Genomic DNA, 23,215 nt, shown 5'->3' on the forward strand with positions numbered 1-23,215 from the left:
TAATCATGTCTGCTGAAAACAACGTTATTCTGACCGTCGCCTGTACCGGTGCATGGCCGCAAAAAAGCGATACCCCTTACATCCCGCTGACGCCGCAGGATCAGGCGGATGAGATCGTCCGTTGCTGCGAAGCCGGCGCGTCCATCGCCCATATTCATGTGCGTGACGATGAAGGCAAAGCGTCGATGGACTTTGATCAGTTCGTTGAAACCGTGCGTCTGGTGCGTGCGCGCTGCGATATCGTCATTAATCTGACTACCTCCGGCGGCCTCGGCCTGAGCGACGACATTCGGATGAAACCGTTCCAGTTGCTGCGCCCGGAAATGGCTTCCTTCGATGCCGGAACCATGAACTGGGCGCACGCGACGGTCTTTGAGAACAGCCCGCGTTTTCTGGAGAAACTGGCTATCAGTATGGCGGAATGCCAGGTCAAACCGGAGTTCGAGATCTTCGATGCCGGAATGATTTACAACGTACTCTATTACATGAAAAAAGGGCTGATTCAGGGACGCCCGCACTTTCAGTTCGTACTGGGCGCGCCTGGCGGCATGACGGCGGAAGTGCGTAACCTGATGTTCCTGCTTGATACCTGCAAACAGCATCTGAAGGATAATTTTAGTTGGTCAGCGTTGGGGATTGGCCGTGGACATCTGCCCATTATTTATGCGGCGCTGGCGTTGGGTGGCAATATCAGGGTGGGTATGGAAGACAATATCCTCTATCGCAAAGGCGAGTTGGCTCAGTCCAATACCTGGTTTGTCGAGCGCGTAAAACGTCTGGCGGGGGAAATGGACAAAACCATCGCCACGCCGGATAAAACGCGCGCCATTCTGGGGCTGACACAACCGCAACCCATCACCGCCTGAGTTCATCCTCATGGCGCAGCAATGAGGATGTCGCGAACATCATGAACGACATTGCGGGTAGGCGCTTTTTAACCTACCTGCTGGAATATTTTAATAATTAGAATTATTAATGATTTGTGGGCCAGAATAGGACTTTGCTTTCTTCCTGCTTCACAGGTATGATGCGTCCGCATATTCTGACCGCTGAATGACGTTTTACCGTTTGCGGGAAAGAATTCGGGAGGAACAAACCAGAGTACATGTGCATGGTTTAATAGACGCCTTTATGTATCAATACAATAGGTTAAATTTTCAATTTCCCTCCGGTGCTATTCCTATTGATAACTTGCATTTTTGCGGTTGTCAGCGTAGTATTTGCCACGTTTTCAGACGCGGGGTGGAGCAGCATGGTAGCTCGTCGGGCTCATAACCCGAAGGTCGTCGGTTCAAATCCGGCCCCCGCAACCACGTAACTTTCCTGGTTGAGTTTCTTTCAAAAAAACTGTTCAGTAAGTTTTCATCACTTCCACAGTCATTTTTGAAAGAATCCTTAACCGAAAGTTATGCCGCGTTGTTTAGCGGTATTAGGGTCCAGTTGCATAAAGCCCCGATATATCGGGGTTTTTTGTTATTTGGCAACAGAACTACTGGGCTATTAAGCCCTTTTTTTATGTCTTGGGGGTGGGCTTGTCCACGTTAGAGCAAAAGTTAACAGAGATGATTTCAGCGCCAGTCGAAGCATTAGGTTACGAATTGGTCGGAATTGAGTTCATCCGAAGTCGCCAATCGACGCTGCGTATTTATATTGATAGTGAAGATGGGATCACTGTTGATGATTGTGCTGATGTCAGCCATCAGGTCAGTGCGGTATTGGATGTTGAGGATCCTATTACTGTCGCCTATAACCTGGAGGTATCTTCTCCAGGGCTTGAACGCCCCTTGTTCACGGTAGAGCACTATGTGCGTTTCATCGGTGAAGAGGTCACGGTGGTGCTGCGCATGGCAGTCCAGAATCGTCGTAAATGGTTGGGCATTATCAAAGCCGTTGATGGCGAAATGATCACCATAACAGTGGAAGGTAAAGACGAAGTGTTCGCGCTGAGCAACATCCAGAAAGCGAATCTGGTACCCCACTTTTAAAGTTTGGATGAGGCAACTAGGATGAATAAAGAGATTCTGGCTGTTGTTGAAGCAGTTTCCAATGAAAAAGCCGTCCCGCGCGAGAAGATTTTTGAAGCGTTGGAAACCGCACTGGCGACAGCAACAAAGAAAAAATACGAGCAGGAAATTGATGTCCGCGTCAGTATCGATCGCAAAACGGGCGACTTTGATACGTTCCGTCGTTGGGTGATCGTCAATGAAGTGACTCAGCCGACGCGCGAAATTACGCTGGAAGCGGCTCAATTTGAAGATCCTGCGCTCGGTGTGGGCGATTACGTCGAAGATCAGATTGAATCGGTAACGTTCGATCGTATTACCACGCAAACGGCAAAACAGGTTATTGTACAGAAAGTCCGCGAAGCTGAACGCGCCATGGTGGTTGACCAGTTCCGCGAGCAGGAAGGCGAGATTATCACTGGGGTGGTGAAGAAAGTCAGCCGTGATAATATTTCGCTTGAAGTCAGGCCGGTCGATGGTTCCAACACAAGTGCCGAAGCGGTCATTGGCCGTGAAGACATGCTACCTCGTGAGAATTTCCGCCCTGGCGATCGTATCCGTGGCGTTCTTTACTCGGTTCGTCCCGAAGCACGTGGCGCACAACTGTTCGTCAGTCGTTCTCGCCCGGAAATGCTGATTGAACTCTTCCGTATCGAAGTGCCGGAGATCGGTGAAGAAGTCATCGAAATCAAGGCCGCGGCCCGCGATCCGGGTTCCCGTGCGAAAATTGCGGTGAAAACAAACGACAAGCGTATCGATCCGGTTGGCGCCTGCGTAGGTATGCGCGGCGCGCGCGTGCAGGCGGTATCCAGTGAACTGGGCGGCGAGCGTATTGATATTATTCTGTGGGATGACAATCCTGCTCAATTTGTTATCAATGCCATGGCGCCGGCCGATGTCGTCTCCATCGTGGTTGATGAAGATAGCTGTACGATGGATATTGCGGTTGAATCCAGCAATCTGGCGCAGGCGATTGGTCGTAATGGACAGAACGTGCGTCTGGCTTCCCAACTGTTAAAGCAGCATCGTTCAGATGATCGTTGGGAACTGAACGTGATGACGGTAGAAGATCTTCAGGCAAAGCATCAGGCTGAAGCGCATGCCGCTATCGATGTCTTCACCAAGCACCTTGATATTGATGAAGAGTTCGCCACGGTGCTGGTCGAGGAAGGCTTCTCTTCTCTTGAAGAACTGGCCTATGTGCCGATTAAAGAACTGCAAGCTATCGAAGGTCTTGATGAAGAGACCATTGAAGCCTTGCGCGAACGGGCTAAAGCCGCGTTGACCACGCTGGCGTTGGCGCACGAAGAAAGTCGCGGTGATGGCCAACCCGCGGACGATTTGCTCAGTTTACCTGGCCTGTCGCGTGAGATGGCATTCAAGCTGGCGGCACGCGGTGTTTGTACGCTGGAAGATCTTGCTGAGCAGGGCGTTGACGATCTGACGGATATTGAAGAACTGGATAATGAAAAAGCGGGTGAGCTGATAATGGCGGCCCGAAATATCTGTTGGTTTGGCGACGACAACGAATAACGAACTGTAGCAGGAAAGGAACAGCATGACAGATGTAACCGTAAAATCGCTGGCCACAGAGATTCAGACTTCGGTTGACCGCCTGATACAGCAGTTTGCTGATGCGGGAATTACCAAGTCTGCATCAGATTCTGTGACTCAGCATGAAAAAGAAACATTATTGGCGCACCTTAACCGTGATCGCGGGAGTGTGCCTGGTAAACTGACGTTGCAACGTAAAACGCGCAGCACATTGAATATTCCAAGCACTGGCGGTAAGAGTAAGTCGGTGCAGATCGAAGTCCGCAAGAAACGCACTTATGTAAAACGCGATCCTATGGATGCCCAACAACAGGCGGAAGAGGAAGAGCTGGCACGGCGTGAAGCGGAAGAACAGGCGCAACGCGCAGCTGAAGAGCAGACTAAACGCGAGGCTGAAGAGAAAGCCAAGCATGAAACTGCTGAAAAAGCTAAACGTGCTGCCGAAGAGCAAGCCAAACGTGAGGCCGCCGAAAAAGCTAAGCGTGATGTAGCGGAAAAAGAAAAAGTGACGAATCAACAAAACGAGAGTATGACCAAACCGGCTCAGGCTGAGAAAGCGAAACGCGAAGCTGAGGCTGCGGAACTCAAGCGTAAAGCGGAAGAAACTGCCCGCCTTAAAGTTGAGGAAGAGGCTCGACGTATCGCGGAAGAAGCCCGTCGTATGGCGGAAGAAAATGCCGGACGGTGGGAAGCGGAAAGCAATAAGCCTGAAGAAGCCGCAGATTATCACGTCACCACGTCTCATCACGCCCGTGAAGCGGAAGATGAAAGCGACCGTCAGGTCGAAGGTGAGCGCCGCAGCCGTGTTCGTAGCAAAACAACCAAGCAGAAGAAAGGCAATCGCCTGTCCGAGTCTAAAGCCGATCGCGAAGAAGCGCGTGCCGTTACCCGTGGCGGTAAAGGCAAACGTAAACCCAGTACGTTGCAGCAGAGCTTCAACAAACCTGTTCAGGCGGTTAACCGTGATGTGGTCATCGGCGAGACGGTGACTGTCGCTGAATTAGCCAACAAAATGGCGGTTAAAGGCTCTCAGGTTATCAAAGCGATGATGAAACTGGGTGCGATGGCGACCATCAACCAGGTTATCGATCAGGAAACCGCGCAACTGGTAGCGGAAGAAATGGGTCACAAAGTGATTCTGCGCCGTGAAAACGAGTTGGAAGAATCGGTAATGAGCGATCGTGATACGGGCGCCGCCGCGGAGTCTCGCGCGCCTGTCGTGACCATTATGGGTCACGTCGACCATGGTAAAACCTCACTGCTGGACTACATCCGCTCAACCAAGGTTGCGGCTGGCGAAGCGGGCGGAATTACCCAGCACATCGGTGCTTATCACGTTGAAACCGATAACGGCATGATCACCTTCCTCGATACCCCTGGACACGCCGCGTTTACCGCAATGCGTGCTCGTGGTGCTCAGGCAACGGATATCGTGGTGTTGGTCGTTGCGGCAGATGACGGCGTGATGCCTCAGACAATCGAAGCTATTCAGCATGCGAAAGCGGCTCAGGTGCCGGTTGTGGTGGCGGTGAACAAAATTGATAAACCGGAAGCCGATCCGGATCGGGTGAAAACCGAGTTGTCCCAGTACGGTATTATGCCGGAAGAGTGGGGCGGCGAATCTCAGTTTGTGCATGTGTCCGCAAAAGCTGGCACTGGCATCGACGAACTGCTGGACGCGATCCTGTTGCAAGCCGAAGTGCTTGAACTGAAAGCGATTCGCAGCGGCATGGCCAGCGGCGTAGTCATTGAATCCTTCCTGGATAAAGGTCGTGGTCCGGTTGCGACCGTTCTGGTGCGTGAAGGTACGCTCAATAAAGGCGATATCGTTCTGTGCGGCTTTGAATATGGTCGTGTGCGCGCCATGCGCGATGAACTGGGCCGTGAAATTATTTCTGCGGGGCCGTCGATTCCGGTTGAAATTCTGGGGTTGTCAGGCGTGCCCGCCGCGGGTGATGAAGCGACGGTGGTGCGTGATGAGAAGAAAGCACGTGAAGTGGCGCTCTATCGTCAGGGCAAATTCCGTGAAGTCAAACTGGCGCGTCAGCAGAAATCCAAACTGGAAAACATGTTCGCCAACATGACGGAAGGTGAAGTTTCTGAATTGAATATCGTACTGAAGTCCGATGTTCAGGGCTCTTGTGAAGCCATTTCCGATTCACTACAGAAACTGTCTACCGATGAAGTGAAAGTGAAGATTGTTGGTTCCGGCGTGGGAGGCATCACGGAAACCGACGCAACACTGGCTGCGGCTTCAAATGCGATTATCCTTGGCTTTAACGTTCGCGCCGATGCGTCCGCCCGTCGTATTGTTGAAGCGGAAAGTCTGGATCTGCGTTACTACTCCGTAATCTATGACCTGATTGATGAAGTCAAACAGGCGATGAGCGGTATGCTGGCGCCGGAATACAAGCAAGAGATCATCGGTCTGGCGGAAGTGCGTGATGTGTTCAAGTCACCGAAGTTTGGCGCGATCGCGGGTTGTATGGTCACGGAAGGTGTGGTCAAACGTCACAACAAGATCCGTGTATTGCGTGACAACGTGGTGATCTACGAAGGCGAACTGGAATCTCTGCGCCGCTTCAAAGATGACGTTAACGAAGTTCGTAACGGTATGGAATGTGGTATCGGCGTGAAGAACTACAATGACGTCCGTTCAGGCGATGTAATCGAAGTCTTTGAAACCATTGAGATTAAACGCACTATCGCTTAATGCGCTCTTGCGCGGCGCAGTGGGTTGTTTGTAAGGGGGGGCCTGGCGCCCCCCGATTTTTAATTGAGGATTGAATATGGCAAAAGAATTCAGCCGCACCCAGCGCGTGGCGCAGGAAATGCAAAAAGAAATCGCCATTATTCTTCAACGTGAAGTAAAAGATCCACGGATTGGTATGGCAACCGTTTCCGGCGTTGAAGTTTCCCGCGATCTGGCCTACGCAAAAGTATTCGTGACATTTCTGAATGATAACGAGCCGGAACAGGTGAAAACAGCGGTTAAGGCGTTGCAGGACGCTTCTGGGTTTATCCGTGTGCTGTTAGGTAAAGCCATGCGTCTGCGTGTTGTGCCGGAATTGACATTCGCTTATGACAATTCTCTGGTGGAAGGGATGAGAATGTCCAACCTGGTCACCAATGTGGTCAGAAATGATGCGGAACGTCGTTCTGCCGCGGGCGAAGAAGATCAGGAGGATTAATGAGTCGTCCTCGTCGCCGTGGCCGTGATGTACACGGCGTATTGTTATTGGATAAAGCTCAAGGCATGTCGTCTAATGACGTCTTGCAAAAAGTAAAACGGATTTTCAATGCCAATAAAGCCGGTCATACCGGGGCGTTGGATCCGCTGGCGACCGGTATGTTGCCCATCTGTCTCGGTGAAGCCACCAAATTTTCTCAATACTTGCTGGATTCCGATAAACGGTATCGTGTGATTGCCAGGCTTGGTCAGCGGACGGACACCTCGGATGCGGATGGAAACGTCATTGAAACGCGTCCGGTAAACGTTTCACCAGCGGATCTGGCACAGACGCTGGAAAGCTTTCGCGGCAAGACACAGCAAATTCCTTCCATGTACTCGGCCTTGAAGTATCAGGGACGCCCGCTCTATGAGTATGCGCGCCAGGGGCAGGTTGTGCCGCGCGAGGCACGTGAAATCACGGTCTATGAACTGCTGTTTATTCGTTGCGAAGGCGATGAACTGGAACTGGAGATTCACTGCTCCAAAGGCACTTACATTCGCACCATCATTGACGATTTAGGTGAGAAGTTAGGTTGCGGCGCGCATGTGATTTACCTGCGCCGTCTGCAAGTTTCCACCTATCCGACTGAGAAAATGGTGACGCTGGAGCAGTTGAACGACTTACTGGCGCAGGCGCAGGCTGACGATCAGGCGCCTGCGTTACATCTTGATCCGCTCCTGATGCCGATGGAGAGTCCGGTCATGGATTTCCCTGAAGTCAATTTGAATCCCATCGTCGCCGGTTACTTAAAACTGGGACAAGCGGTTCAGACGCCAGATACGCCGGTGCATGGCATGGTGCGCATCACGGAAGGCGAAGCGCATAAATTCATTGGTATGGGCGAAATTGACGGCGACGGACGAGTTGCGCCGCGCCGTTTGGTTGTTGAATTGCCGAATTAATCCGGCCTGATGCCGCCTTGCTATCGCAGAGGGCTGAGAGTAGAATAATGCGGCTTGACTATTGGGTGGCTGAATTAGAGATCGGCGCCTGTTTTTTATCTATAATGTATGGGGTATTACAATGTCTCTAAGTGTTGAAGCTAAAGCTCAAATCGTAGCGGAATTCGGTCGTGGCACCAACGACAGTGGTTCCACGGAAGTTCAGGTTGCTTTGCTGACCGCGCAGATCAACCATCTGCAAGGCCACTTTGCTGAGCACAAGAAAGATCACCACAGTCGTCGTGGTCTGCTGCGTATGGTTTCTCAGCGTCGTAAGCTGCTGGACTACCTGAAGCGTAAAGATGTAGCACGTTACACCAGCCTGATTGAACGTCTGGGCCTGCGTCGCTAAGTCTTCTGAGTTTCAGTAGGAAGGGGCCTCTTTGGGCCCCTTTCTTCTAGGAAGCGCTGGTAAAACAGCGTAATGTATTGTTGTTTAAATTATGATCTTTCATTACAGAGGTTCGCGCGGCTAATGAGAGGCTTTATCTGCATGAGCAGAATAAAGGTTGTCATTAGTCGCGAGGATGTAGTGCAAAGATCGGGAGTTCACTGGCGTGTCCATCCTGAATAAATGCGACATGCCCCAGTTAAGGATATTATTTTGCTTAATCCGATCGTTCGTAAGTTTCAATATGGTCAACATACCGTCACGTTAGAAACCGGTATGATGGCTCGCCAGGCTACCGCCGCTGTGATGGTAAGCATGGATGATACCGCTGTATTTGTTACCGTTGTTGGCGCCAAACACGCTAAACCCGGTCAGAGTTTCTTCCCGCTGACGGTCAACTATCAGGAGCGTACTTACGCTGCCGGACGTATCCCAGGCGGTTTCTTCCGTCGTGAAGGCCGTCCGAGCGAAGGCGAGACGTTGATTTCCCGTCTGATTGACCGTCCGATTCGTCCGCTGTTTCCAGAAGGTTTCCTGAATGAAGTTCAGGTTATCGCTACCGTGGTTTCTGTTAACCCGCAGGTTAACCCTGACATTGTCGCCATGATTGGCGCGTCTGCCGCACTGAGCCTGTCTGGTATTCCGTTCAGTGGTCCCATTGGCGCGGCCCGCGTCGGTTACCTGAATGATCAGTATGTACTGAACCCGACGACTGACGAACTGAAAGAAAGCCGTTTGGATCTGGTGGTGGCCGGTACTGAAGGCGCGGTACTGATGGTTGAATCCGAAGCTGATCTGCTAAGCGAAGATCAGATGTTGGGTGCGGTGGTATTTGGCCACGAACAGCAGCAGATTGTGATTGAAAATATCAACGCACTGGTTGCTGAAGCGGGCAAACCGAAGTGGGATTGGCATGCGCCGGAAGTGAATGCCGATTTACACCAGCGAGTACAGGCGCTGTCTGAAACGCGTCTCGGCGATGCTTATCGCATTACTGAAAAACAAGAGCGTTATGCGCAGGTTGACGTCATCAAGGCGGAAGTGGAAGCGGCATTGCTGGCGCAAGATGAAACATTGAACGCGGGCGAAATCCAGGAAATTCTGGGCAACATCGAGAAGGATGTGGTGCGTAGCCGTGTCCTGCGTGGCGAGCCGCGTATTGATGGTCGTGAGAAAGACATGATCCGCGGTTTGGATGTTCGTACCGGCGTATTGCCACGTACCCACGGTTCAGCGTTGTTCACTCGTGGTGAAACACAGGCGCTGGTTACCGCGACATTGGGTACTGAGCGTGACGCGCAAAATATCGATGAACTGACCGGCGAACGTACCGATCGCTTCCTGCTGCACTACAACTTCCCTCCGTACTCTGTCGGTGAAACCGGTATGGTGGGATCGCCGAAACGTCGTGAAATTGGTCATGGCCGTCTGGCAAAGCGTGGCGTATTGGCGGTTATGCCGAAAGCGAATGAATTCCCGTACACTGTGCGTGTGGTTTCTGAAATCACGGAGTCCAACGGTTCTTCCTCCATGGCGTCAGTCTGTGGCGCTTCACTGGCGTTGATGGATGCGGGCGTGCCGATTAAAGCGGCTGTCGCGGGTATCGCCATGGGGCTGGTCAAAGAAGGCGACAACTTTGTGGTGTTGTCTGATATCCTGGGTGATGAAGATCATCTGGGCGATATGGACTTCAAAGTGGCCGGTAGCCGTGAAGGTATCACTGCATTGCAGATGGATATCAAAATCGAGGGGATTACCCGCGAAATCATGCAGGTTGCTTTGAATCAGGCCAAGGGCGCGCGTCTGCATATCCTGGGTGTGATGGAACAGGCTATTAGCACGCCGCGCGGCGATATCTCTGAATTCGCGCCGCGTATTCATACCATCAAAATCAGTACAGACAAGATCAAAGATGTTATTGGTAAAGGTGGTTCGGTTATCCGTGCGCTGACTGAAGAAACCGGTACGACTATCGAGATCGAAGATGACGGCACGGTGAAGATTGCTTCTACAGATGGTGAAAAAGCGAAACATGCCATTCGTCGTATTGAAGAAATTACCGCTGAAATCGAAGTCGGACGTGTCTATCAGGGTAAAGTGACGCGTATCGTTGATTTCGGTGCTTTCGTTGCCATCGGTGGTGGTAAAGAAGGTCTGGTGCATATTTCTCAGATCGCTGACAAGCGTGTAGAGAAAGTGACTGACTACCTGCAAATGGGTCAGGAAGTGCCGGTCAAAGTATTGGAAGTTGATCGCCAGGGCCGTGTGCGTCTGAGTATTAAAGAAGCCAATACTCAGTCTCAGGACGTGGCGACGCCAATTTCTGAGGAAGAATAACTGTTATACAGTTGCAGCACCGAATCGTGTCAGTTAACGCCGAGGTGTTGCGTGTATCATAAGGATATGGATGTCCTTATGTTGAGCAGGCCGGGACAGGATGTTCATCCAATGTTTGTCTTCGGGAGTGGGAAATGAAGCCTTTCTTGCGCTGGTGTTATGTTGCAACAGCACTTATGCTGGCAGGATGCAGCAACACGGATTGGCGTAAAAACGCAGTATTGGCGATCCCGTTACAGCCTACTTTGCAGCAGGAAGTGATTCTGGCGCGCATGGAACAGATCTTTGCGAGCCGGGCATTAACCGATGATGAACGAGCACAGCTATTATATGAGCGCGGAGTACTGTATGATAGCTTAGGGTTACGAGCGTTGGCGCGAAATGATTTTTCACAAGCGTTATCGATCCGCCCTGATATTCCAGAGGTTTTTAACTATCTGGGGATTTACTTAACGCAGGCAGGCAATTTTGATGCTGCCTATGAAGCGTTTGATTCTGTACTAGAGCTTGATCCAACTTACAATTACGCGCGTTTAAACCGGGGCATCGCTTTGTATTATGGCGGTCGTTACCTGTTAGCGCAGGATGATCTGCTGGCGTTTTATCGAGACGATCCAAATGATCCTTTCCGTTCGTTGTGGCTATACCTCGTGGAGCGAGAAATCAACCCGGAGACAGCCAAAGTAGCGTTGCAGAAACGTTATGACGGAGCGCAGAAAGGGCCTTGGGGATGGAATATTGTCGAATTCTACCTGGGCAGTATCAGTGAAAAGACACTGATGCAGCGTCTACAGGAAGAAGCTACGGATAACACTTCGCTCGCTGAGCATCTCAGTGAAACTGACTTCTATTTAGGTAAGCACTACCTAAGTCTGGGGGACAAGAACACCGCTTTGGCGCTGTTCAAGCTGACGGTTGCCAACAACGTTCATAATTTTGTTGAGCACCGCTATGCATTGTTGGAATTGGCGCTATTAGGCCAAGAGCAAGACGACCTATCAGGATCGGACCAGCAATAGCTGACGAACAACTAATCAGCCTTAATGACTACGGTTATCACCTTAACAGGTGAGGGCTTTTTTGTTCGCTTTTTAATCCAATTTGAGCCGGTTCACACTTTTCAATGAAAATGACTGAAAATTTTCTCGATGAGTTATGTAGACTGGCCGCCATATACAATGAGGCACGTGTACATGACTGATTTATCAATTTCTTTTGCTGATTTGGGGCTGTCTGCTCCGATTATTAATGCCCTGACCGATCTGGGCTACGAAAAACCCTCGCCGATTCAGGCGGAATGTATTCCTCACCTGCTGAGCGGCCGCGATGTGCTGGGTATGGCACAGACCGGCAGTGGTAAGACGGCGGCTTTTGCTCTGCCATTACTCAATAATTTAAAACCTGAGCTAAAAGCGCCGCAGATGCTGGTATTGGCGCCGACCCGCGAACTGGCGGTACAGGTGGCTGAAGCCTGTAATGATTTTGCCAAACATATGCATGGCGTCAACGTGGTTGCCCTGTATGGTGGTCAGCGTTACGACGTACAGCTTCGCGCTTTACGCGGTGGCGCGCAGATCGTTGTCGGTACGCCGGGGCGTCTGCTTGATCACCTGAAACGCGGTACGCTGAACTTATCCAATCTAAGCGGCCTGGTGCTGGATGAAGCGGATGAAATGTTGCGTATGGGCTTTATTGATGATGTAGAAAACATTATGGCTCAGATCCCGGCTGAACATCAGACCGCGCTGTTTTCCGCTACTATGCCGGAAGCGATTCGCCGTATTACGCGTCGTTTCATGAAAGATCCTCAGGAAGTCCGCATTCAGTCAAGTGTGACAACGCGTCCCGATATCAGCCAGAGCTACTGGACGGTACAAGGCGTTCGCAAAAATGAAGCGCTGGTTCGTTTCCTGGAAGCTGAAGATTTTGATGCGGCGATTATTTTCGTTCGTACCAAAAATGCGACGCTGGAAGTGGCTGAAGCGCTGGAGCGTAGCGGTCATAACAGTGCGGCGTTGAATGGCGACATGAACCAGGCGTTGCGTGAACAAACTCTGGAACGTCTGAAAGATGGTCGTCTGGATATCCTGATTGCCACCGATGTTGCTGCTCGCGGCCTGGATGTTGAACGTATCAGTCTGGTGGTCAACTACGATATCCCGATGGATTCTGAATCCTACGTGCACCGTATTGGTCGTACTGGTCGCGCCGGTCGCGCCGGTCGCGCGCTGTTGTTTGTGGAAAACCGCGAACGCCGCCTGCTGCGCAACATTGAACGTACCATGAAACTGACGATCCCAGAGGTGGAACTGCCAAATGCGGAACTGCTGGGGCAACGTCGTCTGGCCAAGTTTGCCGCTAAAGTACAGCAACAGTTGGAAAGCAGCGATCTGGATATGTACCGTGCGCTGCTGACTAAACTGCAACCGCAGGAAGAACTGGATATCGAAACGCTGGCCGCCGCCTTGCTGAAGATGGCGCAGGGCGAACGTCCGCTGATCCTGCCGCCGGATCCGGTATTTGATCGTCGTCCGCGCCGTGAATTCCGTGAGCGTGATGATGCAGGTCGTGACGATCGTCGCCGTGATCCACGCGACAGCCGCGATGGTGAGCGGCCGCCACGTCGTGAGCGCCGTGATGCGGGTGATATGGAACTGTATCGTATTGAAGTGGGCCGCGATGATGGTGTTGAGGTTCGTCATATTGTGGGCGCGATTGCCAACGAAGGCGATATCAGCAGCCGCTATATTGGCAACATTAAACTGTTCGCTTCTCACTCGACGATCGAACTGCCAAAAGGCATGCCGGGCGATTTGTTGTCGCACTTTACCCGTACTCGTATTCTGAACAAGCCGATGAATATGCAGTTGCTGGGTGATGCTCAGCCGCATGAACGCCGTGAAGGTGGTGAACGTCGCGCCAGCCGTCCTGCCGGCCGTGGTGAGGGCGCACCGCGTCGCGCTTTCAGCGGCGAACGTCGTGAAGGTAATGGCGCTCCGCGTCGTGAGCGTTCTTTCAACCGTGATGCCGCCGCGCCGCGTGCTCCACGTCGCCGTCCAGCCGATGCGTAATACGTTGATGCCAGAGCAATAACCTCTCTGGCTGCGGAAAATCGGTTTTCTGATAAGAATCCCCCTTCACACAGAAGAGGGATTTTTTTTATCTCAGCACATCCTGTTGCACGCTCATGGCAATTTCAAACGAGCGCAAACGAGCCTGATGATCAAAAATCTGGCCGTTGATCATCAATTCATCCACCTGCGTTTCGCGTAGCAAACTCTGTAAGCCGTGTCTGACGGTTGTCTGGTCGCCGACGATCGACAGACGTAAAGCCTGGTCAGCGCCAAATTGCTCCGCGGGCGAGCAAATGGCGGCGATATCCTCCACCGGCGCGGGCAATGGCCCCGGTGCACCGCGGCGCAGATTGATAAAGTGCTGCTGTATTGAGGTAAAGAGGAAGCGGGCATCACGATCGCTGTCGGCGGCAACCACGTTGATACATGCCATCGCGTAAGGTTTAGGATGGGCAGCGGACGGTTTGAATGACTCGCGGTATACGTGTAGCGCTTGCAGTAGCATATCCGGCGCAAAATGAGCCGCGAACGCAAAAGGCAACCCCAAGGCCGCCGCCAACTGAGCGCTGTATAAGCTTGAACCCAATAGCCAGATTGGGATCTGTAGACCCTGTCCGGGGACGGCTTGAACCGGCTGGCCTGGCTGAACATCCGCAAAGTAGCGTTGCAGTTCCTGCACATCCCGTGGGAAATCATCAATATCGGCATTCAGATGGCGGCGTAGCGCCATCATGGTCCGTTGATCGGTGCCTGGCGCACGACCTAATCCAAGATCGATACGGCCCGGATAAAGCGACTCCAATGTGCCGAACTGCTCCGCAATCACCAAAGGCGCATGGTTAGGCAGCATGATGCCGCCTGAACCGAGGCGGATACGCTGCGTACCCGCGGCAAGGTAGCCAATCAACACGGAGGTGGCTGCACTGGCGATGCCTGTCATATTGTGGTGTTCCGCCAGCCAGTAGCGGTGGTAGCCCCAGTTTTCAGCATGTTGCGCCAGATCCAGCGAGTGGTGGAAGGCCTGACGCGGACTGGCGCCTTGCGGAACGGGGGCAAGATCAAGAACGGAAAACGTAACCGGATGATGGGACATAACGAAGCTCACTTTGTTGATGCGACAGGCAAAAATATCATGCCAGCCTCTGATGAGAGTGCCTATCAGTATTATGCCATTGCGCACGATTACACAACTTTTCCGCCAGCAAAAGCGAGCGGAAAACGCGCTTCCGCCCATTTAGACGCCGCACGCTATTGGACTAATTCCAACCCTGCGACGCGGCGCCAGTAACCGTTGCAATCTGCCTGATTAGTCAGCGTCAGGGGAGATTCGCCACGCTCATTGGCGCGGAATTTATCCAGCATCGTCAGAGTATCCATGCCGTCTGGAGAAAGCCGGACAATGTCCACCAGATCCCGCATTGAGGTCAGATCATTACCCAGGTTATAGCAATAGCCGCTTTGCGTTTGTATCCCGTTGAGTACAAACACCGGCTGATTTTCCTGCGACAGCACTTTTCGACCCTGTGGATAATTGATGCAACAGGTTTCACATTCGTCTTTGGCCCGATTTTCTGAACGAGCGGTAAAACAGCGGGCCGAGTATGCCAGCGGCAGATGTCCGTAGCTCAGGACCTCGACTTCGAATTGATGACGGAATCCAAGCTCGTCACACTGGTTCAACAGGTTGTACAGCCAGTCGTGCGAAAGTTCCACTGGCATACACCAACGCACCATGCCCTGTTTATACAGTAAACGCAGCGTATAGGCGTTGTAGCAATTCAGGGCATGTCCGGCGACGAAGGGCAGTCGGCGATCGGCTGCCATATTGACGGCGCCGAGATCGTTCGCTTCCAACAGAAACTCGCCGTTTTCCACATAGCGTTTCAGTTCATTCAATTCAGAAGGCGCCTGAAGCAATGCCAGTGTGGAAATCACCACCTGTTTGCCGCTGCTTGCAATCTGTCTGGCGAGATCCAGCCAGTCGTTGACCTTCATTGAGCGGCGTTTGCTGCATACCGTCTCTCCGAGATAAATGATATCGGCGCTGCTGTTCATGGCTGCCTGATAAAATGTTTCCACATCTTGTGTCGGCCAATAGTAGAGGATGGCGCCCAATGCATATTTCATATGTTCTCCAGCTACTGCCATTTCCGGTGGTACGCGCCCAGGGTGGTTTGCGTGCCTTCCGCTACCGCGCCCAGCGTATCCATCCATTCTTGCGTAGGGCTGAAGGTTTCAGGATTGGCCTGACAGCGATCAATCGCCTGTCGCCAGACGCGGGTTATCTGGCTGACGTAGGCCGGACTGCGCTGACGTCCTTCGATTTTCACCGAAGCGACATTGGCTGCCAGCAGTTCGGGCAATAGCGCCAGCGTATTCAGACTGGTGGGTTCTTCCAGTGCGTGATAGCGCTGACCGTCGACCAGATAACGTCCCTTGCATAACGTGGGATAACCTGCGTTTTCATGCATCTGATAGCGGTCGATCAACACGTTATTCAACCGTGACTCCATGCCCTTGGGCGTATCCTGCCAGCGGACAAAACGTGCCGGAGAGCAAGCGCCGACCGTGTTGGGCGATTCGCCGGTCAGGTAGGAGGAGAGATAGCACCGGCCTTCAGCCATGATGCACAGGCTGCCGAACGCAAACACCTCCAGCGGAACGGTTGTGGCGCGCGCCAGTTGTTTTACCTGATGGATAGAGAGCACTCGCGGCAATACCACGCGGGATACGCCAAAGTGACGCTGATAAAAATGAATCGCTTCCGTATTGGTGGCGGATGCCTGCACGGAAACATGACGTTCAATATTGGGATAGCGTTCCGCGGCGTATTCAAGCATGGCGAGATCCGCGAGGATCAGTACGTCAGCGCCAATTTGCGCCGCCATATCCACCGCGCGCCGCCAGCGCTGGTAACCATCGGGATGAGCAAAAGTATTGATGGCGATGTGAAGTTTACGGCGGTGGCGCTGAACATATTCACGCGCTTCCTGCAACTTTTTATCGGTAAAGTTCAGTCCGGCGAAATGACGCGCGTTGGTGTCGTCTTTCAGTCCGATGTAGACCGCATCTGCGCCATTATCAATGGCGGCTTTCAATGCCGGAAGATTACCGGCGGGACAAAGCAGTTCCATACCATTTCCTTCATTAATCAAAGTCCCGGCGAGAAAAACCAGCCAAAACGATCAATGATGTTTGCAGACTGAGATGTTTTTTATGACGGGCCGTTCTGCCTGTCACCTTTCGGACCGTCGCAAGCGACGATTGAAAATCGCTCTGCTCCCGGCGATTTTTTATCAGTCAATGAATGTTTTTAACGACAGAGGATCTTAATTAACCTGATGTTGACATACTTTGATTTAAACCAGCTTATACGTTAATGATGTGGACAACTTGAAATAGATAGAGGATCTGTGGATAACTGATTAAATTATTGACATAGACCGCTGCGGGTTTTATTTGATGTGGCACAATGCTGCCAGATTATCTGAAAAGTCAGCTTGCTTTAAGAGGAGTACGCCAGTGTTGGAAAAACTACGGGCGCGGATTGTGCGTCAAGGGCCGGGCTTGTTGGGTAAGCCGCTAAAGTTCACTCCTTTTGCTATACAGCGTCAGGTTCTGGAGCAGGTGTTGCGCTGGCAGTTTCGTCAGGCGCTGGATGACGGCGAACTGGAATTTCTGGCAGGACGCTGGTTGAAAATTGAAGTCCGCGATGTTGGGCTGCAATGGTTTATGACGTTGCGTGATAACCGTCTGGTAGTCAGCCATCAGGCAACGCCGGACGTTAGTTTTAGCGCCGATGCCAACGATCTCATTCTGATTGCGGCGCGTAAGGAAGATCCCGACACGTTATTCTTCCAGCGCCGTTTGCGTATCGAAGGGGATACCGAGCTTGGTCTGTACGTAAAAAACCTGATGGATGCGATTGAACTGGAAACCATGCCGACCGCGCTGCGCATCGCTTTGATGCAACTGGCTGACTTTGTTGAGGCGGGATTACAAGAGGGCGTGGTACAGACTGCCGATCACGCATCCGTTTCATGTTAGTCCGTGTTGAAATACCGGTTGATGCGGCGGGGATCGACAGCCTGTTGCGTCGTGTCTTCCCAACAGGCGCAGAGGCCGATTTGGTTCATCAACTGCGGGAAGATGGGCAACTGACGTTGGGTATTGTCGCAACGGATGATGAAGGGGGCGTGGTGGGGTACGCCGCATTCAGCCCGGTGCTAATCGATGGGGAAGATCAGCAATGGGTGGGGCTCGCGCCGCTGGCCGTGGAAGAAAATCTGCGCCGGCAAGGATTGGGCGAAAAACTGGTGTACGAAGGGTTGGATGCCCTTAACGAGTTCGGTTATACCGCCGTTGTCGTGCTGGGCGACCCTGCTTATTATTCTCGCTTTGGTTTTGTACCCGCCATTGAGCAGCAACTTCATTGCCGTTGGCCGGACAGTGCAGGCACCTTTCTGGTTTATCCGCTCTCGGATAATCCTTTGGCGGGTTCGAGCAGATTGCTGGAGTATGCTGAGCCTTTTAAACGTTTTCTTTAAGGGAAACGTTCGGATAATGACGAAGGTTGGTCTTGCACCAGCCTTTCTTTTTGACTTTTATTCAACTGCTTTACCTGATATTCAAGCTTTGAGGCGCTTGAGCGATTACCCGCCAGACAGTGAAAGACCAACGTCAGTTCGCCTTTTCCCCGTAACGCTTTCGCTCCTTTTCCTGCCTGATGCTGAGCCAGGCGTCGCGCCACATCCGTGGTAATGCCCGTGTAGAGCATGCCTGTCGCTGTTCTGAGGATATAGAGATACCAGCAGGGTTCGGTGAGATTTTTGCGCATGATTGACGCGAGTACCCGATAGGCGGCGAATGGCGTAGTTTTAATTTTACGGGGCTTTTCCTGTGTATTGAAGACATATCTGTCTGCAAATCGTGCTTATCCCACGATTTTTCCCCCTCTTGATTTATCGATTTTTGCTTCCTGTTGCCGGAGTTTACCGAAAGAAAACGCTATGATTAATGCAGGCAGTAATGATGCAATACAGCATTGTTTGTGAGATAAATCACATATAATTCCACTTCGTTACACTGTTTTTACATTAAGTGTGAATATAAGCACGAAATGGTCTGATGGTGCGTGGTCAAATACGCAGAGTGTTTCTGTAGGAAAAACGCCATCAGGTGTAGAGAAAGGCTATCTGCGGTGAGAGGGATGTCGGTGGCGGTGACAGGTGAGTTCCCCCTGAGCGCTATCTTCAAGCAACCAAGTCCGCTCGCCAAACGTACTGATATTGAACATATCCGTTGATGTTTCCCGCCGGTCAACCGGCTGACGAGTTGGAGTGTTGCATGACCACATTAACTGCCTCAGCACAGCGTGCGCTGGGGTTGATGGATTTAACTACCCTTAATGATGACGATACGGATGACAACGTGATCGCACTGTGTCATCAGGCTAACAGTCCGGCAGGAAAGACTGCCGCTATCTGCATCTATCCTCGTTTCATTCCCCTGGCGCGCAAGGTGCTGCGCGAGCAAGGCACGCCGGATATCCGTATTGCCACCGTGACCAATTTCCCGCATGGCTTCAATGATATCGATATTGCCGTAGCCGAAACCAAAGCGGCTATCGCTTACGGAGCGGATGAGGTGGATGTCGTGTTCCCCTATCGGGCGCTGATGGCGGGCGATGCGCAGTCTGGTTTTGCCCTGGTTAAAGCCTGCAAAGCGGCATGTCAGGCGGCCAATGTGCTGCTGAAGGTCATCATTGAAACCGGTGAACTTAAGCAGGAAGCCTTGATCCGTCAGGCCAGCGAAATCGCTATTGAGGCGGGCGCGGATTTCATTAAAACCTCCACCGGCAAGGTATCGGTGAACGCCACCCCGCAAAGCGCGGAGATCATGCTGAAAGTGATCCGCGATAAAGGCGTGGGCGATAAGGTTGGGTTCAAGGCGGCTGGCGGTGTCCGCAACGCCGAAGACGCTGCCATTTATCTGCAACTGGCTGATGACATTATGGGGCCGGATTGGGTTAATGCACAGCATTTCCGCTTCGGCGCCTCCAGTTTATTAGCCAATTTGCTAACGGTGTTAGGCCATCAGACGGCCGGACAGCCGAGCGGCTATTAATCACGCGGCAGTTCATGGTAGGGCGGTTTTCATTGCGTGGCCCATGCATTTTTCGCTAAGCAGGAGTGCAAGCCTTGTTTCTGATTCAGGAAATTATTCGTAAGAAGCGCGACGGCAATCCGCTGAATGCCGAAGAAATCCGCTTTTTCATTAATGGCGTACGTGATAACACGGTGTCTGAAGGGCAAATCGCGGCGTTGGCCATGACTATCTATTTCCACGATATGTCGATGGAAGAGCGGGTGGCGTTGACGCTGGCGATGCGCGATTCCGGCACGGTGCTTGACTGGAAAGGACTGAACCTGAACGGCCCGCTGGTGGATAAACATTCAACCGGCGGCGTAGGGGACGTGACTTCGCTGATGCTTGGGCCGATGGTCGCCGCCTGCGGCGGTTATGTCCCGATGATTTCAGGCCGCGGCCTGGGACATACTGGCGGCACGCTCGACAAACTGGAATCGATACCGGGTCTGGATATTTTTCCCAATGACAGCGCGTTTCGCCAAATTATCCAGCAAGTCGGCGTGGCGATTATCGGCCAGACCAGTTCATTGGCGCCCGCGGATAAACGGTTGTATGCCACGCGCGATATTACAGCCACGGTGGATTCTATCCCGCTGATCACCGCGTCCATTCTGGCGAAAAAACTGGCCGAAGGGCTGGATGCGCTGGTCATGGATGTCAAAGTGGGGTCTGGCGCATTTATGCCGACCTACGCGCAGTCCGAACAACTGGCTCAGGCTATCGTCGGCGTCGCCAATAATGCTGGTTGCCGGACCAGCGCGCTGTTGACCGATATGAATCAGGTGCTGGCTTCCTGCGCGGGTAATGCGTTGGAGGTGCGTGAAGCGGTACGCTTCCTGACCGGCGAGCAGCGCAATCCGCGTCTCTATGCCGTGACGATGGCATTGTGCGAAGAGATGCTGCTGGCGGGCGGCTTGGCCGCGTCGCCAGCCGATGCCCGTACCCGTTTACAGACCGTGCTGGATAATGGCGACGCGGCGGCGGTATTTGGGCGCATGGTTGCCGCACAACGCGGTCCGGCGGATTTTGTCGAGCGCTATGCGCGTTATTTGCCGGTTGCGATATTAAGTAAACCGGTATTTGCCGACCATGACGGCATCGTCACGGCGATGGATACCCGTTCACTGGGCATGGCGGTGGTGGCATTGGGCGGAGGACGCCGCCAGACCAGTGATTCGATTGATTACAGCGTAGGGCTGGACGAGGTGATTTGTCTGGGCGATCGGGTGGATCGACAGCGCCCGCTGGCGGTGATCCACGCCAATACGGAAGCGCAATGGCAGGTTGCCGCCACAGCGGTTCGCGCCGCCATTACGCTTGGCGAGGTCGCGCCTGCGGCCACCCCGATGGTCTATGGTCGAATCAGTGCTGAGGATTGATATTTTCCAATGCCGTCAGGCTTGGTTTGCAGCGCTTGACAGCGCAGGAGATGAATAATGAAACGTGCCTATATTATGGTACTCGACTCGTTTGGTATTGGTTGCAGCGCTGATGCCGAACGTTTTGGCGATGCGGGTTCGGATACGCTGGGCCATATTGCACAGGCTTGTGCGGCAGGCAAAGCCGATCAAGGGCGTAAAGGGCCGTTGCATTTGCCTAACCTGAGCCGATTGGGGCTGGGGCAAGCGGCGCAAGCCTCAACAGGAACATTCCCCGCCGGACTGGATGCACAGGCCGACATTATCGGCGCTTATGCGTTTGCCAGCGAGATCTCCTCCGGGAAAGATACGCCGTCGGGTCATTGGGAAATCGCCGGCGTGCCGGTACTATTTGACTGGGGTTATTTCAGGGATGAAGAAAACAGCTTCCCCCAGGAACTGTTGGACTTGCTGGTCGAACGCGCCGGTTTACCGGGCTATCTGGGCAACTGTCACGCTTCCGGTACGGTCATTCTGGATAAGCTGGGTGAAGAACATATGAAAACCGGGAAGCCGATTTTCTATACCTCGGCGGATTCCGTATTCCAGATTGCCTGTCATGAAGATACTTTCGGTCTGGAAAAACTGTATGAACTGTGTGAAATCGCCCGCGAAGCGCTGACCGAAGGCGGCTATAACATCGGGCGCGTCATTGCGCGTCCATTTATCGGCGATAAACCCGGTCATTTCGAGCGCACCGGCAACCGGCACGATTTGGCGGTTGAACCGCCTGCGCCGACCATATTAAAAAAACTAGTCGATGAGCGGGGCGGCGAAGTGGTATCGGTGGGGAAAATCGCTGATATTTACGCGCAGGTCGGCATTACGCAAAAAGTGAAAGCGACCGGTATCGATGCGTTGTTTGACGCCACATTGAAAGAGATGGATAAGGCGGGAGACAACACCATCGTATTTACCAACTTCGTTGATTTCGATTCCGCATATGGTCACCGTCGTGATGTCGCGGGTTATGCCGCGGCGCTTGAATTGTTTGACCGTCGTCTGCCGGAAATGCTCGCGCGCGTGACCGGGGACGATATGCTGATCCTGACCGCCGACCACGGCTGCGATCCGACCTGGCACGGCACCGAGCATACCCGTGAACATGTGCCGGTGTTGATTTACGGGCCGAAAGTGAAACCGGGTGGGTATGGACATCGTGAAACGTTTGCGGACATCGGTCAGACGGTGGCGAAATATTTTGGCTTATCCCCGATGGATTATGGCAAACCGATACTGTAGAACTCGCGGCGCATCAGTTGGGTGTGACGGATTTATTTTATGTTGATTAATAAGGAATAAGAGCATGGCAACGCCACATATTAATGCTGAAATGGGTGACTTCGCTGACGTAGTGCTGATGCCGGGCGATCCGCTGCGCGCCAGATATATTGCGGAAACTTTTCTGCAAGAGGCCCGTGAAGTGAACAATGTTCGCGGCATGCTGGGGTTCACTGGAACGTATAAAGGCCGCAAAGTATCGGTGATGGGACACGGTATGGGCATTCCTTCCTGTTCGATCTATGCAAAAGAATTGATCACCGAATTCGGCGTCAGGAAAATCATCCGCGTGGGCTCCTGCGGCGCGGTGCGCAGCGATGTGAAACTGCGTGACGTGGTGATCGGCATGGGCGCCTGTACGGATTCCAAAGTGAATCGTATGCGCTTTAAAGATCATGACTATGCGGCGATTGCCGATTTCGACATGGTGCGTAATGCGGTGGATGCGGCGCAAGCACAGGGTGTAGCCGTTCGCGTCGGTAATCTTTTCTCCGCCGATCTTTTCTATACGCCTGATCCGCAAATGTTTGATGTAATGGAGAAATATGGCATCCTTGGGGTGGAAATGGAAGCGGCTGGCATTTACGGCGTCGCTGCTGAGTTCGGCGCTAAAGCGCTGGCCATCTGCACGGTGTCCGACCATATTCGCTCTGGTCAACAAACCACCGCCGAAGAGCGTCAGACCACGTTCAATGACATGATCGAGATTGCGCTGGCGTCGGTTCTGCTGGGCGATAACGACTAAAAATCATACTGCGCCGGATAGCTTTATGCTATCCGCGTCAGGAAGGTGGCTGGTTTCAGCCATTGCTATCAATGGCATCAATCCGGTC

General features: G+C 52.6%; 21 protein-coding genes and 1 tRNA gene. 18 read left to right on the forward strand and 4 right to left on the reverse strand.

The window, feature by feature from the left end; all coding sequences use genetic code 11:
• The first annotated feature begins 5 nt into the window (after positions 1–5).
• The 12 genes from NC856_RS07225 to NC856_RS07275 all read left to right on the forward strand — a co-directional run bounded on the left by NC856_RS07225 (position 6) and on the right by NC856_RS07275 (position 13,530).
• Positions 6–866 carry a BKACE family enzyme gene (locus NC856_RS07225; protein ID WP_264089754.1) on the forward strand — a complete coding sequence of 287 codons (861 nt, stop codon included), beginning with the start codon at positions 6–8 and terminating at the stop codon, positions 864–866.
• Positions 867–1,236: 370 nt separating this feature from the next.
• Positions 1,237–1,313: transfer RNA gene (locus tag NC856_RS07230), tRNA-Met, on the forward strand.
• A 219-nt stretch (positions 1,314–1,532) separates the two neighbouring features.
• On the forward strand, positions 1,533–1,985 hold the full coding sequence (gene rimP, locus NC856_RS07235; RefSeq protein ID WP_147247268.1) for a ribosome maturation factor RimP: 453 nt from the start codon (positions 1,533–1,535) through the stop codon (positions 1,983–1,985).
• A gap of 21 nt (positions 1,986–2,006) precedes the next feature.
• Positions 2,007–3,536 carry a transcription termination factor NusA gene (nusA, locus tag NC856_RS07240; protein ID WP_264089755.1) on the forward strand — a complete coding sequence of 510 codons (1,530 nt, stop codon included), beginning with the start codon at positions 2,007–2,009 and terminating at the stop codon, positions 3,534–3,536.
• A gap of 25 nt (positions 3,537–3,561) precedes the next feature.
• Positions 3,562–6,270, forward strand: coding sequence for a translation initiation factor IF-2 (gene infB / locus NC856_RS07245; protein WP_264089756.1), 2,709 nt, complete (start codon positions 3,562–3,564; stop codon positions 6,268–6,270).
• Positions 6,271–6,346: 76 nt separating this feature from the next.
• Positions 6,347–6,748 carry a 30S ribosome-binding factor RbfA gene (gene rbfA / locus NC856_RS07250; protein WP_264089757.1) on the forward strand — a complete coding sequence of 134 codons (402 nt, stop codon included), beginning with the start codon at positions 6,347–6,349 and terminating at the stop codon, positions 6,746–6,748.
• Positions 6,748–7,692: a tRNA pseudouridine(55) synthase TruB gene (truB, locus tag NC856_RS07255; RefSeq protein ID WP_264089758.1), complete on the forward strand. Its 945-nt coding sequence runs from the start codon at positions 6,748–6,750 to the stop codon at positions 7,690–7,692. Before rbfA ends, truB begins: the two co-directional genes overlap by 1 nt.
• Positions 7,693–7,813: 121 nt before the next feature.
• Entirely contained in the window at positions 7,814–8,083 is a 270-nt protein-coding gene (gene rpsO / locus NC856_RS07260; protein ID WP_264089759.1) for a 30S ribosomal protein S15, read from the forward strand.
• A 252-nt stretch (positions 8,084–8,335) separates the two neighbouring features.
• Positions 8,336–10,459 (forward strand): polyribonucleotide nucleotidyltransferase, encoded by a 2,124-nt coding sequence (gene pnp / locus NC856_RS07265; protein ID WP_264089760.1) that lies wholly within the window; start codon positions 8,336–8,338, stop codon positions 10,457–10,459.
• Between the two features lie 134 nt (positions 10,460–10,593).
• The gene (gene nlpI / locus NC856_RS07270) at positions 10,594–11,478 is read left to right on the forward strand and encodes a lipoprotein NlpI (protein ID WP_113865815.1); all 885 of its coding nucleotides are present in this window, start codon (positions 10,594–10,596) and stop codon (positions 11,476–11,478) included.
• 110 nt (positions 11,479–11,588) lie between these two features.
• The gene (yrbN, locus tag NC856_RS17830; RefSeq protein WP_377805042.1) at positions 11,589–11,660 is read left to right on the forward strand and encodes a protein YrbN; all 72 of its coding nucleotides are present in this window, start codon (positions 11,589–11,591) and stop codon (positions 11,658–11,660) included.
• Positions 11,653–13,530, forward strand: coding sequence for a DEAD/DEAH family ATP-dependent RNA helicase (locus NC856_RS07275; RefSeq protein WP_264089761.1), 1,878 nt, complete (start codon positions 11,653–11,655; stop codon positions 13,528–13,530). The genes yrbN and NC856_RS07275 overlap by 8 nt, the downstream gene beginning before the upstream one ends.
• Positions 13,531–13,618: 88 nt before the next feature.
• Here the strand turns inward: NC856_RS07275 and NC856_RS07280 are convergent, their stop codons facing one another.
• The 3 genes from NC856_RS07280 to ubiU all read right to left on the reverse strand — a co-directional run bounded on the left by NC856_RS07280 (position 13,619) and on the right by ubiU (position 16,667).
• Entirely contained in the window at positions 13,619–14,626 is a 1,008-nt protein-coding gene (locus NC856_RS07280) for a luciferase-like monooxygenase (RefSeq protein ID WP_264089762.1), read from the reverse strand.
• Positions 14,627–14,781: 155 nt separating this feature from the next.
• Entirely contained in the window at positions 14,782–15,660 is an 879-nt protein-coding gene (locus NC856_RS07285) for a U32 family peptidase (protein ID WP_264089763.1), read from the reverse strand.
• A gap of 11 nt (positions 15,661–15,671) precedes the next feature.
• Entirely contained in the window at positions 15,672–16,667 is a 996-nt protein-coding gene (gene ubiU / locus NC856_RS07290) for a ubiquinone anaerobic biosynthesis protein UbiU (RefSeq protein ID WP_264089764.1), read from the reverse strand.
• 388 nt (positions 16,668–17,055) lie between these two features.
• On the opposite strand from ubiU, the gene ubiT reads away from it, so the two are divergent.
• Together ubiT and NC856_RS07300 are read left to right on the forward strand one after the other, a co-directional pair.
• Positions 17,056–17,580, forward strand: coding sequence for a ubiquinone anaerobic biosynthesis accessory factor UbiT (gene ubiT / locus NC856_RS07295; protein ID WP_264089765.1), 525 nt, complete (start codon positions 17,056–17,058; stop codon positions 17,578–17,580).
• Positions 17,574–18,080, forward strand: a complete 507-nt coding sequence (locus NC856_RS07300) for a GNAT family N-acetyltransferase (RefSeq protein ID WP_264089766.1) — start codon at positions 17,574–17,576, stop codon at positions 18,078–18,080. Before ubiT ends, NC856_RS07300 begins: the two co-directional genes overlap by 7 nt.
• Here NC856_RS07300 and NC856_RS07305 read toward each other — a convergent pair.
• On the reverse strand, positions 18,077–18,370 hold the full coding sequence (locus tag NC856_RS07305) for a GIY-YIG nuclease family protein (RefSeq protein WP_264089767.1): 294 nt from the start codon (positions 18,368–18,370) through the stop codon (positions 18,077–18,079). The two genes, NC856_RS07300 and NC856_RS07305, sit on opposite strands and share 4 nt — an antisense overlap.
• 509 nt (positions 18,371–18,879) lie before the next feature.
• Here NC856_RS07305 and deoC point away from each other — a divergent pair.
• The 4 genes from deoC to deoD all read left to right on the forward strand — a co-directional run bounded on the left by deoC (position 18,880) and on the right by deoD (position 23,127).
• Entirely contained in the window at positions 18,880–19,659 is a 780-nt protein-coding gene (deoC, locus tag NC856_RS07310) for a deoxyribose-phosphate aldolase (protein WP_264089768.1), read from the forward strand.
• A gap of 74 nt (positions 19,660–19,733) precedes the next feature.
• Complete coding sequence (deoA, locus tag NC856_RS07315) at positions 19,734–21,062, forward strand: thymidine phosphorylase (protein WP_264089769.1); 1,329 nt, start codon at positions 19,734–19,736, stop codon at positions 21,060–21,062.
• A 57-nt stretch (positions 21,063–21,119) separates the two neighbouring features.
• The gene (gene deoB / locus NC856_RS07320; RefSeq protein WP_264089770.1) at positions 21,120–22,343 is read left to right on the forward strand and encodes a phosphopentomutase; all 1,224 of its coding nucleotides are present in this window, start codon (positions 21,120–21,122) and stop codon (positions 22,341–22,343) included.
• Positions 22,344–22,407: 64 nt separating this feature from the next.
• Positions 22,408–23,127 (forward strand): purine-nucleoside phosphorylase, encoded by a 720-nt coding sequence (gene deoD, locus NC856_RS07325; RefSeq protein WP_264089771.1) that lies wholly within the window; start codon positions 22,408–22,410, stop codon positions 23,125–23,127.
• Positions 23,128–23,215: the final 88 nt, after the last annotated feature.

It is taken from the genome of Brenneria izbisi (assembly GCF_025840185.1).
Lineage (GTDB): Bacteria > Pseudomonadota > Gammaproteobacteria > Enterobacterales > Enterobacteriaceae > Brenneria > Brenneria izbisi.